15 protein-coding genes and 1 riboswitch are annotated in these 12,748 nt (G+C 63.2%); of the genes, 5 read left to right on the top strand and 10 right to left on the bottom strand.

Features of this window, described 5'->3' with window-relative positions:
* Positions 1–28 precede the first annotated feature (28 nt).
* The 4 genes from NS6_RS15550 to NS6_RS15530 form a co-directional block, all read right to left on the bottom strand.
* A complete protein-coding gene (locus tag NS6_RS15550; protein WP_068042426.1) occupies positions 29–361 on the bottom strand; it encodes a hypothetical protein in 333 nt (110 codons plus the stop codon).
* Between the two features lie 100 nt (positions 362–461).
* On the bottom strand, positions 462–1,523 hold the full coding sequence (locus NS6_RS34740) for a hypothetical protein (RefSeq protein ID WP_157112779.1): 1,062 nt from the start codon (positions 1,521–1,523) through the stop codon (positions 462–464).
* 15 nt (positions 1,524–1,538) lie between these two features.
* A complete protein-coding gene (locus NS6_RS15535) occupies positions 1,539–2,096 on the bottom strand; it encodes a hypothetical protein (protein ID WP_068042420.1) in 558 nt (185 codons plus the stop codon).
* A 477-nt stretch (positions 2,097–2,573) separates the two neighbouring features.
* Positions 2,574–3,872: a restriction endonuclease gene (locus tag NS6_RS15530; RefSeq protein ID WP_068042419.1), complete on the bottom strand. Its 1,299-nt coding sequence runs from the start codon at positions 3,870–3,872 to the stop codon at positions 2,574–2,576.
* A gap of 138 nt (positions 3,873–4,010) precedes the next feature.
* On the opposite strand from NS6_RS15530, the gene NS6_RS15525 reads away from it, so the two are divergent.
* Positions 4,011–4,895 (top strand): HNH endonuclease, encoded by an 885-nt coding sequence (locus tag NS6_RS15525; RefSeq protein ID WP_068042417.1) that lies wholly within the window; start codon positions 4,011–4,013, stop codon positions 4,893–4,895.
* 276 nt (positions 4,896–5,171) lie between these two features.
* On the opposite strand, the gene NS6_RS15520 is transcribed toward NS6_RS15525, so the two are convergent.
* A complete protein-coding gene (locus tag NS6_RS15520) occupies positions 5,172–5,660 on the bottom strand; it encodes a hypothetical protein (RefSeq protein ID WP_157112778.1) in 489 nt (162 codons plus the stop codon).
* A gap of 389 nt (positions 5,661–6,049) precedes the next feature.
* Between NS6_RS15520 and NS6_RS15515 the strand changes: the two genes are divergently transcribed.
* Both NS6_RS15515 and NS6_RS15510 read left to right on the top strand, forming a co-directional pair.
* Entirely contained in the window at positions 6,050–6,937 is an 888-nt protein-coding gene (locus NS6_RS15515) for a helix-turn-helix domain-containing protein (protein ID WP_068042414.1), read from the top strand.
* 2 nt (positions 6,938–6,939) lie between these two features.
* Positions 6,940–7,131 (top strand): DUF397 domain-containing protein, encoded by a 192-nt coding sequence (locus tag NS6_RS15510; RefSeq protein ID WP_068042412.1) that lies wholly within the window; start codon positions 6,940–6,942, stop codon positions 7,129–7,131.
* A 48-nt stretch (positions 7,132–7,179) separates the two neighbouring features.
* Here NS6_RS15510 and NS6_RS15505 read toward each other — a convergent pair whose 3' ends face one another.
* Positions 7,180–7,467 carry a phosphotransferase-like protein gene (locus NS6_RS15505; protein WP_068042411.1) on the bottom strand — a complete coding sequence of 96 codons (288 nt, stop codon included), beginning with the start codon at positions 7,465–7,467 and terminating at the stop codon, positions 7,180–7,182.
* A 176-nt stretch (positions 7,468–7,643) separates the two neighbouring features.
* Between NS6_RS15505 and NS6_RS15500 the strand changes: the two genes are divergently transcribed.
* On the top strand, positions 7,644–8,672 hold the full coding sequence (locus NS6_RS15500; RefSeq protein ID WP_068042409.1) for a hypothetical protein: 1,029 nt from the start codon (positions 7,644–7,646) through the stop codon (positions 8,670–8,672).
* Positions 8,673–8,895: 223 nt separating this feature from the next.
* Here NS6_RS15500 and NS6_RS15495 read toward each other — a convergent pair whose 3' ends face one another.
* From NS6_RS15495 to NS6_RS15485, 3 genes are all read right to left on the bottom strand, one after another.
* Positions 8,896–9,330 (bottom strand): type II toxin-antitoxin system VapC family toxin, encoded by a 435-nt coding sequence (locus NS6_RS15495; RefSeq protein ID WP_068042407.1) that lies wholly within the window; start codon positions 9,328–9,330, stop codon positions 8,896–8,898.
* Positions 9,330–9,590: a type II toxin-antitoxin system CcdA family antitoxin gene (locus NS6_RS15490; RefSeq protein WP_068042406.1), complete on the bottom strand. Its 261-nt coding sequence runs from the start codon at positions 9,588–9,590 to the stop codon at positions 9,330–9,332. The genes NS6_RS15495 and NS6_RS15490 overlap by 1 nt, the downstream gene beginning before the upstream one ends.
* Before the next feature lie 156 nt (positions 9,591–9,746).
* Positions 9,747–10,313: a TetR/AcrR family transcriptional regulator gene (locus NS6_RS15485; RefSeq protein ID WP_068042404.1), complete on the bottom strand. Its 567-nt coding sequence runs from the start codon at positions 10,311–10,313 to the stop codon at positions 9,747–9,749.
* A gap of 93 nt (positions 10,314–10,406) precedes the next feature.
* Between NS6_RS15485 and NS6_RS15480 the strand changes: the two genes are divergently transcribed.
* The gene (locus NS6_RS15480; protein ID WP_068042580.1) at positions 10,407–11,396 is read left to right on the top strand and encodes an alpha/beta hydrolase; all 990 of its coding nucleotides are present in this window, start codon (positions 10,407–10,409) and stop codon (positions 11,394–11,396) included.
* A gap of 19 nt (positions 11,397–11,415) precedes the next feature.
* On the opposite strand, the gene NS6_RS15475 is transcribed toward NS6_RS15480, so the two are convergent.
* Positions 11,416–12,249: an SAM-dependent methyltransferase gene (locus tag NS6_RS15475; RefSeq protein ID WP_068042402.1), complete on the bottom strand. Its 834-nt coding sequence runs from the start codon at positions 12,247–12,249 to the stop codon at positions 11,416–11,418.
* Between the two features lie 366 nt (positions 12,250–12,615).
* Positions 12,616–12,729: riboswitch (SAM riboswitch) on the top strand.
* Positions 12,730–12,748: the final 19 nt, after the last annotated feature.

Here is a 12,748-nt window from a genome sequence, read left to right as displayed (position 1 = left end):
CTTACCGGGACCAGGTTCCTGGATCGCATCAGACGTCCGTGGTCGATAACTTTTCAGGTGCGAATGATATTGGACGCAGTGACAGTCGAGAACTGTGGTGCCAGAACGCAATCGTGGAACGCGAGGCAGAGGCGCCACCGAGCGTCCGAATATCAGCCAGCAGGCCGGCCTCCGGATTGTCCTCGATCCGCCCATCGACCCGTTCGGCTTCGGCCCGCAACCAGTTGTCCTCGACAACCCCATCGACCTCAGTGAGTACGGGAGCCCGCAGCCAGGAATGCCGCCCGTCCAGGTCGATACGTCGGCCGAAAGTCTTCCAATACCGCCGGGGCCCGCGATCCACCATCGCCCACAAATCCACGAGGCCATCATGCCCGGCAGGGGTCCGGGCGGTAGACCCGGAACAGGCATCCGCTATAAGCGGCGGCTTGGTCCTACCGGAGCCATTATGTTCGCGAAGGTTATGAAATATTGCGAGCTACGCGAGCGATAGCAGACCCATGGAATATGGTCGACGCGGCCGATGCCCAAAACGGCGCGAACCCGAGCGGAACAATTCGGTAACGCCGAATGCGCCAGCGATACAATTTGAATCTGCAGGCGGGCCGCTGGATAGTGTTCAGCGTTCGTGCTCGATCCCCCGGAAGCGCTCTCGTTCCCGCTCCCGGGACCGGTTCCTGCTGTGCTTGACGGCCGGCGCGATCGGCAAGGGTTCCCCGCTCCGGGAGTCGGCCGGGAGACGCGCAATATATCTGCCGCTTCTCAGCCGACATCGGGGTTCGTTCGCCTCGGTCTGCGGCTTCCCGGCGTTCGCGGGCGCGCTGAGCTAGCCGGTCGGCCGCTCTACGTTGCTGCTGTCGTTCTTCGCGCTGTCGGCTTTCGCGTTCTCGTTGTTCGGCAGCTCGCTGGACGGCTTCCTTGACATGCTGCTTCTGCTGGATCCTGTCCCGGCGCTCCTTGACCCGCTGGTCTCGGCGAAGTTGTTCGGTGTTGACCAGTTCGAGTTGATTGCGGTCCCGGCCCAGTTCCTGCCCCACCCGGCGGGCCTGTTTGGCCTGGTCTTTGGAGACTTCCACGACCTGGAAACGCTGCGGGAAGTCGCGGAGTAGCTTTTCGAGTTCTCTGCGGACTTCGGGGGCGGCGGCGCCCTGTCTCATGATCCAGAGCCCGGTTGCATGCGGGTCCCGCTCGAGCACGCGCCGGTCCTGAGCGATCTGGCTCATGGTGAGTTCGCCGCCGACGTTCCTGCCGCCCTTGTACTCTCGGAACTCGAGACCGCCCTTTTCGTTCACCCTGGCGGCGTCGTGTTTACGAGTGTGGCCATCCAGGGTTATGGAACGCTCGTGCTGCCAACCGTTCTTAGGGGTCTCGCCCCGGAGCTCGGCCATGCCGTAATGGAACTCACGGCCGATCTCCTGCGATTTGCGCCCGCGTTGGGAGGCTTCCCGTTGCTCACGTCGGGCGGCTTCTAAGTCATGTCGGCGCAGGTGCGCTCGGCGCAGGTGTTCATCGTTGCCGGACATCCCCCCACGCCCCGATCACCGCAGACCGTGTTTGCGCTCGACATCGAACTGACTGTGCGGTAGTCCATGAGCCTCTGCGAAGTCGACAGATCTCGAATACCACGCCTGGCCGATGGTGCTGTCGAAGTCCCCCTCCTCGGCTGCGCTGAAGATCAGATCTTCGGGGTTGTCCGAAGAGTCGGTCCAGTCGTAGCGAATTGTAGGGCCGAAGCCGAACAGCACCATTTCGGAAGGTCTGTTGACCCACCGCCCGCCGAGGCGCCGGACGAAATACTCGCCAACGTAGGCGACCAGCTGAGAAACAGCCTCGGCCTGATCCGGTTCCGACAGCGAATCCTCGGACGGAAAGAGGTAGCCGAACGCGTCGGCCAGCCAGTCATCAACCATCTCGTCGCTGTACACGTCAACTCCCACCGGCATGGGCCCCAAGGGTTTACCGGCCGGAGTCACCCAGTCGCCGGGGGCCCGCAACAGCGTGTCGGTAAACAGCCTGGCCGCCGCATCCTCGACCTGGCTCCGCCACACCACCCACTCCGGATCGTCCTGCGCCGCCTTATCGATGTCGTCATTCACTGCCGTCGAGCCTTCCTCTCGCTGCTGACCGATTGAGAGTCGCAATGCATCAAAACGGTACGGCGCAACAGTCGAACATGGCAACGAACTGGACGCGACTTGCCGGAGCGAGTTCCCCGGGAAACCGTGGCACCGCGCCGGCCAGAAAGTTGCTCGCACGTCGTAGGGCAGCACCAAAGGCCGTCGCTGTTTCTGGTGTTCGCGCCCGGCGCTGCGTCCACGGTCTCGAGGCGGGCCATCGGTTTCTGGGGACCCACTGCTCATCGAGTTCGGAGTTGATGTGGCTGCCAGTTTCGTCGCGGGCAACGTGGACCGGGACCATTCCGGCCCCGGTTTCCTTCCACGCTCCAGCGACCCCTTTCGTGTGGTATACCTCTGCCACGGCCCCATACACCGTCGGAATCTCACACCACGTGTTGCCGGTCCGGATCCCGTCGATCAACCGGGGCGTTCTCGGGTCGCGTTGTAGTAGCCGACTCAGAGCCGCTGCATCTGATTGCTTACCGCCGTCGTTCTACTCTCGTCGAGCATGCTTTCGTCAACTGATACCGAGCTACCGATATCCACAACCGAATCGATATTCCGGTTTCTCGAGAACCCCTCGTCCATCCACTTCCGAAGCCGCTCGGGATCGCTGTAACCCTTCCGCCGCAACGAGTCGACGACGTCGCGTCCACAAATCATGACTATGGGGTGACCGTCTTCGCGTACTTCCTCATAGACTTGTTTTGCGAAGTAGGACAGTGTGACGAACACACCGAACTGCCGGTGCCGGATCCGAGAGATCAGCCGACTCATCTCCTTGACACCGACGCTGTTGGTTTCCCGATAGCACTTCGCTTCGAGTGCGAACTCGACAGCAACCCGGTCGGCACCAGGACCGAGCATGTAGGTGCCTACTGCGTCGCGTCCGCCGTCACGCGAGGGAGGCGTCACCGCGCATTTCCCTGTGGCCGGTGCCATCATGCGCCAAATCGCTACTGCACACTCTTCGAAGTCCGTCTCGCGGCCATCGAAATGTGCGCGGATCATCCTCAGCATCTCCAACCCCGCGGGGTCGTCCGGAAGCTGATCGTCCTTCGTCCGGATGGTCAACGTCGATGGCGCGACCAACGGCCGGTACACACGCCCCTCGACCCATTCCCTCCACGGCTCCGGGCAACCCGGACCGGTGGTCGGTTCACCGGCAAGGACCGAACTCAGCCATCTGCGCTGCACTATGCCCACATCGAGGACGGTGAAGGTTGCGCGATAATTCTGGAACCGGGCACCTTTCGTGTGACGCCATATAGCGGATAGATCCTCGTCGGAGGTCATCGTTTCCGTACCGGGCGCGAGAAGCCCTCGAAACCGGACCGAACGCCCTGGTGCGGCCTTCTCGAAACAGAGAAATGGTGGCACTACCGCCCGCTCTTCGGGTAAACCGTGGGTGGCTTCGAAGACATCCCGCAGCAGCAGGTTTCCGGAGCGCTTGGTGTGGTGCAGGTCAGAGCCGGACCGCCGGTTGTCGCCATAGTAGGTGAAGATGCCGGTCTCCGGATCCAGGTGATCCGGCCAGTCCGGCTCGGTCCCGGCGGTATAGAGGGCCACCAGCCGCACCCTCTTCTTCCTCACCGAACCACGCGGCCGAAATCCGCCTTGCAGGCCAACCGGAAGCAGCCGACCTAGGGCATCGTCCCCCGCCGTCCCCTTCGTGCCGGCGAGGTACAGGCGGTCGATGTGCAAATCGGCCTCCCGGAGTGCATCGAAGGCCACCGCGGACTCAGAGCCGATCATGGATGCATATCGTAGAGGCGTCTACGATCGCGGACCAGTCGAGCACCCCCGATACCTAGGTCGACACGGCAGGTCGCAGATCCACCGATGGCCTCGTACAGGTCGTCTACACCCACCGATTCGTGGCAGACTTCGAGCGTGGACCTGAACGCCGAATCCCGTCTGCGCCAGCAGATATTCAAGCACCTGCGAGATATGACGCAGGAGAGCGTGACCGTAACCCGCGAACAGCTCTGGTCGTTCGATGTCGACGGAGAGGTCTATCGACTGATCGACCGTAGTCGCGGAATACGAAATCCCAAGGAGATGAACGGCACCCTGTCGATCATGTCCGATCCGGACAGCGGCTATGAAGACGAGGAACTCGGCGGGTCACTGTTCGCATATTCTTACCGTGCGGGAAGCGACGCGAGCGATAATACGAAGCTTCGGCGCGCTATCGAGCTGAAGTTGCCCCTTATCCTTCTCCGTAAGATTCTCCCCGGTTTGTATTACCCCGTTTTTCCGGTGTACGCAGTTGACGACGATCGCGAGAACCAGAGATTTCTTATTGCACTGGACGAGGAATTGCGATCCGTCAAAAACCCCCGACAGCTGGAACCGGTGGAGAAGCGCTATGCGGAGAGGATAACCAAACAACGGATTCATCAGCCCGAGTTCCGAGAGCGTATTCTACTCGCGTACCAACGACAGTGCGCAGTCTGCAATCTCAAGCACAGAGAATTACTCGATGCTGCGCATATTATTGCCGATACCCAACCCCACGGTACGGCGACCGTCGACAACGGCCTGAGTCTTTGCAAGATCCACCACGCCGCATACGACGCCAACTTCCTGGGAATTTCACCCGACTTCGAGGTCAAGATCAACAAGGATCTGCTCGAGGAAAAAGACGGGCCGATGCTCGAGCACGGCATTCAAGCGATGCATGACAGGCCCCTCGTTATCCCCGCGAAACCGACGGACCACCCGTCTCGGAGCCGACTCGACGAACGGTACACCGAATTCCTGGCAGCAAGCTGACAGATTCGTCGATTGCATCGCCATACGTTCAGACAATGGGTTCGCCGAGGTTTACCGCGGTGTCGGCCAATGGGATCAGTTCCGGGCCCGGCAGAGACGTTCGCAGGGCAGCCGGCGTAGCGGGCCGGGGTACCCGGGAGTATTGCTTCCACGTGCGGTCCGTGGAACGGAGAAAGAGAATTGCAACGGTGGGATGAGCTCGATACTCGAGGCGGAGCCCGTGTAGGAAGACAGTAATGTGGACGTCTGCGCCCGAAGGATGGTTTGGGTCCTCGTTCATCGCTCGGCCCGGGTGAGTCCGGCGAGAAACCGGTGGAGAACTGCGAGGGATGGGCCCGTGCTCGCGGTAGACGGCAAGGCCGGTGGGTAAGGGAGCCCGCGGGCGGCTGCTCGTTCACGGGGACTGCGGGTGGCAGGGACCAGTTTGCCGGTTTCGGCGAGCAGCGCGAAGGCAGCGGCCTTTCGAGGGCAGTTCAAAGGGTTGCAGGATCGGTGTGCCTGCATGATTCGATGCGCGGCGGCGACACGGAGCCGTGTGGCGGGCTCGCTGTGCCAGACCTCCGGCAACCAGATGGGTTCACGCGCCACATCAAGGGTGTTGGTGCCAGCCTTCATCCACAGCTGCTCCGGGCATACTGTGATGAGATCGCAGGTGTCACAGACGCGGCCGGGATGGTTCTCGAGGTGGCCGAGGTCGGGGACGATCAGCGTCGTCGTTGCGGTGGCGTGGACAATATCGAGGACGTGACCGATTGGGTCTGACACCGAATCGGGTCCGAGTCGGACTATGTAAATCAGTGTGTGCCCCTGGCTTCGGGCGAGTATGCGGATGGCTTCCGCATGGAGAGCCTGGTTGAAGGAAAGATCGGTTCGGAGATAGCCCAGTGCTCGGGGGCGGTGGGGATCGCACTTACCGGTCGGCTGAGTCATGGCGGCACCTCGATGACATCGAATAGACAGGGAAATGCACTCGGGCACTGGATATTCGGATCCGGCACGTCCGGGTGCTCGTCTATGACACACTTCACAGAGCTCGATTGCCCACCGAATCGGAGCCTCCGGACGAAGCTCTCCAAACTGCCAGCAGGAGAACCGTGCCCGGTAGAGGGCTTGCACCGAACCGGTGAAATGCGAATCCCCGAAACGGAGGACAGATGCCTCAAAACCTCGGCGGTACCGGATCAACGCTGCCCCGGCGCCAACTAGGAAGGCACCTGCTGGAGTGGCGAACTCAAGCCGGCTACACCCAGGCCAAGGCCGCGCAGCTACTGGAGATGGGGGCGACCAGCCTCGGGAGACTCGAGAAGGGGGAAAACTCACGGATCAAGACGCGAGACATCCAGGCTGCTTGCGACCTGTATGGAGTTCCGGACGATCTGATAGCAGCCTTGGTCGGACTGGCCAAGCAGGCGAACGTCAAAAATTGGTGGCACCAGTACGGTGATCTGATCCCGAAGGATTTCGATGTCTACGTAGGGCTGGAAGCGGCGGCCACGAAAATTCTTTCCTATCAACCCGAGTTGGTGCCTGGCCTGTTACAGACCGCGGACTACGACCGAGCGCTGGCGCACGAACAGGGCCCGGACGACGATCCCGAACAGCAGGCCGGACGTATCCAGCTGAAGATGCAGCGCCAGAAGATAATCACCCGGCGTACACAGCCGGTCACGCTGGATGTGGTGGTCGGAGAGGCGGCCCTCCGGAGAGCGGCGGGCGGGCGCGGTGTCATGGCCGTGCAGCTTCGGCATCTGGCCGATATGTCCACTCGAGACAACATCGAGCTGGCCATCCTGCCATTTGCCGCAGGATTCCCAGGTGGCATTTCCATGCCACCGTTTGTTGTCCTCATGTTCGGCGAATCAGCGCCGGGCGAGCCCGTAGAGCCGCCCGTGGTCTTCCTGGAAGGGATCGTCGGCAACATGTATATCGAGGATCGCGACGACGTAGCGAGGTTTCTTCGGACGTACGATCTCATCAGAGGTAAGGCGATTGCCGGGCCGGACAGCCGGCAAGCGCTGAGAGAGTTAGCAAGGGAGCGGTAAATATGCGCACTGACCTATCGGGTGCCAGCTGGTTCAAGAGCAGCTACAGCCAGCACGGTGGCGAGTGCGTAGAGGTTGCACATACAGCCGACGCGGTCGGGGTGCGGGATTCGAAGAACCCCGCCGGCTTCGCCCTCATTTTCGCACCGGCCGAGTGGGATGCGTTCCTTCGGACAATTTCGACTGGTAGCTGATCCGCATCGGTCGATTCGCGCCGCGAGTTCGGCCGGACGGTGCTGGTGTCACAGAATGGTTCTGGCCAGGGTCGCGGGTGTTCCTGTAGTCGTGTCAATGGTCATGTCGTAGGTGTAGCCGGGGTCGTGAACGGTGTGGAAGTGGCCGCGTCGGCTGAGCGGGCTGTAGGACCCGCCGCCCCAAATCGGCGGCACCAGGCCGAACAGGGTGTCGATGCCCCAGTAGACGAACGGGGTATCGCTCTCGTCCTGGATGGCGCGAGCAAGGGTGGTCTTGCCGGAACTCGATGTCCCGGTGAGGAGGATTACTCGACGTCGGAGCCCTTTGTTCGGCATCTGACCACACTAATTAACGAGTGGGTGGCCGAAACATGTTGCCGCCGCCGTGGCTTCTCGAGTTTCCCTCGCACACAACTGACAGCCTTCTGACCAGCCGATACGTCATATGCCCGGAATTCGGCTGATACTACGGTGACCCGCCGTTGTCAGAGTCATTTGACAATATCGCGGCTATGACCAGCACCCCGACCACTCCGCCGCGGCCGTTCGACGTCACCACCGTCTTCCCTCACCTGGCTCCGCTGGCACGGACGGCGACCCGGCTGCACCCCCGCCCCGGGGTGCCGTCACCGCAGGACAGTTCTATCGGCGGACCACTGCTCTGGCCTGCCGACGAGCCGTGGCCGCACTGCGACGGACCCCATGTAGTGGACGGAATCAATCCGGCCCTGTCCCCAGCAGACGTGCGGCTGGAACGACGGATCCGTGCCGCCTCGCGCAGCAGGGCCCTGACCACGCAGGAACGAGAGACCCTCGAGCGAATCCGCCACCCGCAGGAGTATCCGCTCGAGCCGGCGATCGCCCCATATGAGGGTTCCATAGCGATGCTGCCGGTCGCACAGCTGTACACACGGGACGTGCCCGATCTGCATACGCCTGACTGCGCAGACCTGCTCCAGGTCTTGTGGTGCCCCTTCGACCACCCGGCCATGCCCAAGACCGCGCTGTTCTGGTGGTCGGCCGCCACAGTCACCGATATCCTCGCCACGCCCCCCGAACCGCCCGCGATGCAGTTCGACGGCTACCTGCCCGAGCCGTGCCTGCTCAACCCGGAGCAGGTCACCGAATACCCCGACCTCAGGGAGCTGAGCAAGGAACTCCAGGAGCAGATCGGAGACTGGAGCCTGTGGCAGGCAGCCGACACGGGTGTGGACAGCGCCTACGCGTCGTACCCGCCGGATTTCTACGGCAACGAGTTGTCCGTCGCTCCCGGTTGGAGAGTCGGCGGCTGGCCCAGCTGGGGAGCCACCGATCCCAGTCCCCTGCTCTGCCCTACCTGCGACAGCGATATGGATGCCCTGCTGACCATCGCCACGTCCGAAGCCGGCAGAGACAGCAGCTGGCTCCCACACGAGGAACCGGCGCATGAACCACTCATCGGCTTCAACCCCACTGCGGTCCAAATAGGTAGCGGCTACGACCAGCAGCTCTACGTCTGCCGGACGGCGCCGGAGCACGCCCACACCGAGCTGATGGCCTAGCCGGCCACGTCACACGGCGTACCCCTCCGCGTCGGATAGCGCCCGGGCCTATCTGTGCGTGGCATGCGGGTTTGGCATGTTCGAAGGGTCCCGCCTGGTAGGCGGGGCCACCGTGATCGAGGTGATCGCACCCATAACGGACTCGGGTCATGAAAAGTGGTCCTGATACCGGAATTCACTGGCACAAATAGCCTCGGCCGACGCCGGACGAGCGCGCTCGTGCTCAGGCCGGGCTGCGGGTGATGATTCGGGCGGCCGGAACCGCGGCCGCGAGGTGCATGATGTCATCGGGGTCCGAGGTGATCACCAGGCCGCCACCGTGTTGAACGCACACCGCGACCACGTGTGCATCCGCCAGGTAGCGGCTGCCGACCTTCGCGCTGTCGAGGATCGCGCCCACTTGGCGGGCGAGATCGAAATCGGTGGGCACCATCCGCACCGGCCGATGTGCTGCGCTGTCGCGGAGCGTGCGAGCCACCAGCGTTTCGACCTGCCGCGTACGCGGAACTCCACGGCATACCTCGGCACAGACAACGGCCGGCACCAGGACCTCACTTCCGCGGAGGTACGCCTCCGCGAGTAGCGCTTGTACCCGCTTCGGTGGCTTCGGCTCACATGCCGCGGAAAGCCCGGCGGAATCGAGGACAACCGGCAGCATCAGGCGATCTCCCGACCGAACCCGATACCCTCGAGCTCGTCGAAGGCTGCGGCCGCGTCGTGTGCGTCGTCATCTGCGACCGGGCCGACGGCCTGCTCCCAACCGTCGAGTAAATCGCGAAGGGCGTCTCGCCGTGCCATCCGATCCACATGTTCGGCCAAGGCCGCATTGACAACGGCAGACAAGTGCGCGTCGCCCAGTTCGCGCGCCTTCGCCAGGACCTCTTCATCGACGGTCACCGTTATCTTACGTTTGGCCATACAAGCACCTTACACTTCTTCGTCCACTGCCCACATCGGAAATCCCCTGCTCAGATCCCATAGATCAGGAATCTGCACACACTGAATCAGGAATTTGCAGGCAATTTCTTCGGCTGAGTCCTGCGCTCACCGGGGCCCGTTCCAGCGTGGCGGTGCTCAGTTGGTGAACCGTTCCACCGCCAGCCGTAGTGCGCGTTCGGCTTCCGTTGCCGAAAGGCTGCCGATGAGGACTCGCATGGTGAGTCCGTCCGCGGTCGCCATCAGTGCCCTTGCCGCGATATGCGGGTCGGCGACTTCAGGGGCGATTCCGGCGAGCAATCGGGCGACCTCGCTTTCGGCGCCGTTTTTCGCGTCGGCAAGTATGCGGGCCAGGGCCGGGTGGTTGATGGCGGCGGCGATGTATTGGTGGAAGACCGAGACTCCAGCGCTGGACGACTCCGCGCGGGGGATGGATTGTCCGATCAGCTGCCACAGTGTTTCGCGGTCGTCGGCGTGTTCGGTGGCGGTGTCGTGGAGTTGCGCAGCGCCCGACACCATCGTTTCGAGACCGGCCCGGAGGAGTTCGTCCTTACTGGTGAACCAGTATTGGATTTGCCCCACCGAAACCCCTGCGGCCGCGGCCACGTTGCGCATGGATACCGCACCCATGCCGTGCTCCGCGATCACCTGCCATACCGCCCGGATGATCGCGGTGCGGCGTTCGTCGGGGTTCGTGCTGCTCATCCCCCCATACTAGCGACGGAAAATACGATCGTATTGATCCAGGTGTACGCTGGGAAATATCGATAAATACGACTGTATTTTCCTGGAGTGGATATGGGCGCGAAGCCGAACCGAAGCATCCTGAAGGTCCTGGCCGCGGTGGTGGCCGCATGGCTCGTCGCCGATAAAGTCGCCTCGGTTGTTGCACCGGAGCCGACGGTGGGTCACTGGCGGAGCCGGGAAGGGCTCGAGTCCTACCGCGCTGCGTACGACGCTGCGATGGCGACGCTGCCCACACCGACGCGCACCCACGACATTGCCACCGATCACGGCACCGTCCGGGTGTACGAGTGGACCGCCACCGAGGGACGCGAGAGTGCGGCGCCGGTCGTATTCCTGCCCGGAATCCGTTCGGGCGTACCGATGTGGGCCGAGAACCTGCCCCACTGGATCGGCACACGCACCCTCTATGCGATGGACGCGGTCGGTGATTCCGGAATGTCCACCCAATCGGTGCCTTTCACCTCGTTCGACGATCGGACAGTATGGGTGGAGCAGGCACTCGCGGGTCTCGACATCGCTCGCGCCCACATGGTGGGGCACTCTTTCGGCGGTGCCACCGCCGCCGCCCACGCACTCGCCCATCCCGGACGGGTGGCCTCCTTGACACTGCTCGAACCGGTGGTGGTGCTTTCAGGACTCCCGGTCTCGATGTACCTGTGGTCAGCGCTACTGGTACTGCCGGTCCCGCAGCCGTGGAAGGACCATGCGCTGGCACAGATCGGAGGGGTCTCGATCGAAGAAGTGCGAGAACGCACCCCTGTCTCGGTGATGGTCGACGAGGGGGCCAGACATTACAAGGCGACCACCCTGGTGCCGCGGACCTTCACCGACGCGGAGTGGAAGTCGATGGCGATGCCGGTCCGGATCGACATCGCCGCCGATAAATCCTTGGCCGGCGGTCAGGCGGCCGCCGACCGCGCCCGAGCACTGGGAAAAAGCCCGGTCACCGTCTGGCCAGAAACCACACACTCCCTGCCCATGCAGGCCGCCGAGCAACTCGGACCGGAGCTGCTCCGGTACTGGAGCGCCGGTGACCGCTGACCTGATCCACCCGGGTCGGCTATTTCTTGCGGCCCACGGCCGCGTAGCCCGCGGCGGGTGGGCGGGGCGCGCCGGTCGGCAACTCGGTCACCCCGGCCGGGGGCGGGGGCTTCTCCCCCGCATACCAGTCTTCGATCGCGACGATCCCGGGCTCCAGCACCTCCAGATCACGGAAGAAACGGGAGACTCCGCGGTAATCGCGAGCCTCCATCTCGATCCCGCTCGCCCGGTACGCCTGCACGGTCCCCTCGACCATGGCCGGGTCGAAGTCGGTGGTCAGGTGGGTCATCACCAGATACGATCCCGACGGCAGCGGCGCGAGTAGCGAATCGACGATGTCGTAGATACGGTCGCCGGGAACGAAATGGCACAGGGCAATGAGGCTCAACGCCACCGGCTCATCCAAGTCCAGGGTTTCGCGCACCGTCGGATCGGACAGAATCTGTTCCGGGGCAGTCAGATCGGCGTGCACGTACTGGGTGACGCCGTCGGGTGTCCCGATCAGCAGCGCGCGGGCGTGGGCCAGGACGATCGGATCGTTGTCCACGTAGACAACCCGGGCGGCCGACGCCGTTTCCTGGGCTACCTGGTGCAGATTCGGTTCGGTGGGGATCCCGGTGCCGATATCCAGGAATTGGCGCACACCCAGCTCGCTGAGATGACGTACCGCGCGGACCATGAACGACCGATTGCCGCGGGCCACACCGCGAACCGAGGGAATGGCCTGCTCGATCCTCTCCGCGGCCTCCCGGTCGGCAGGGTAGTTGTCCTTGCCGCCGAGGAAGTAGTCGTATATGCGCGCACTATGGGCTCGGTTCTGCTGGAGATCCACCGAATCTTTCTGTGCTGCCACGAGCTACTCCTCATTCGAGCGATGATGTCCGCTCTTTCGAGTTAACCATCTCGGTCGTGACCCTGGCGGGTGATCAGGGACCGAACGCGAGCTCCTGCACCCGGCCCGGGCGATGGCCACGCGCCGGCTCTGGCCGCCGGAGAGTTCGTGAGGGCGGCGGCGGGCGAATTCCGCACCGGGACCCACCTCGTCGAGTAGGTCGAGGACACGTTGAGACCGCTCCGCTCGGGTGAGACCGAGCATTGCGGACACATATTCGCACGACGCCGATCCGCGCAGGTCAGATGTTATTGATCGGAGTGACCGCAACGCCCGGCGAGCACTCGGGGGTTGACAAGCACGGAAGCCTCTGCCAATCTCGGCGCAGGTCATGAGTACCAGTGTCAAGCCCCGGCTCGCTGGTCGGCAACCCTCCTCCGCGGTGGGGTGCTCCGGGTGACGACCTGGCCGCTACCGGATCGGGCGCGGCAAGCGCGGACTCCGACACTAGTTACCCGGG

The organism is Nocardia speluncae NBRC 108251, from assembly GCF_001613245.1.
Lineage (GTDB): Bacteria > Actinomycetota > Actinomycetes > Mycobacteriales > Mycobacteriaceae > Nocardia > Nocardia speluncae.
This window is presented reverse-complemented; position numbering and strand designations above follow the sequence as displayed.

Bases quoted from the DNA above. Each gene is read 5' to 3' on its own strand.
- NS6_RS15500 (WP_068042409.1), top strand. From the start codon at position 7,644: ATGACCAGCACCCCGACCACTCCGCCGCGGCCGTTCGACGTCACCACC.
- NS6_RS34740 (WP_157112779.1), bottom strand. From the start codon at position 1,523: ATGTCCGGCAACGATGAACACCTGCGCCGAGCGCACCTGCGCCGACAT.
- NS6_RS15530 (WP_068042419.1), bottom strand. From the start codon at position 3,872: ATGATCGGCTCTGAGTCCGCGGTGGCCTTCGATGCACTCCGGGAGGCC.
- NS6_RS15515 (WP_068042414.1), top strand. From the start codon at position 6,050: ATGCCTCAAAACCTCGGCGGTACCGGATCAACGCTGCCCCGGCGCCAA.
- NS6_RS15505 (WP_068042411.1), bottom strand. From the start codon at position 7,467: ATGCCGAACAAAGGGCTCCGACGTCGAGTAATCCTCCTCACCGGGACA.
- NS6_RS15490 (WP_068042406.1), bottom strand. From the start codon at position 9,590: ATGGCCAAACGTAAGATAACGGTGACCGTCGATGAAGAGGTCCTGGCG.
- NS6_RS15480 (WP_068042580.1), top strand. From the start codon at position 10,407: ATGGGCGCGAAGCCGAACCGAAGCATCCTGAAGGTCCTGGCCGCGGTG.
- NS6_RS15510 (WP_068042412.1), top strand. From the start codon at position 6,940: ATGCGCACTGACCTATCGGGTGCCAGCTGGTTCAAGAGCAGCTACAGC.
- NS6_RS15485 (WP_068042404.1), bottom strand. From the start codon at position 10,313: ATGAGCAGCACGAACCCCGACGAACGCCGCACCGCGATCATCCGGGCG.
- NS6_RS15495 (WP_068042407.1), bottom strand. From the start codon at position 9,330: ATGCTGCCGGTTGTCCTCGATTCCGCCGGGCTTTCCGCGGCATGTGAG.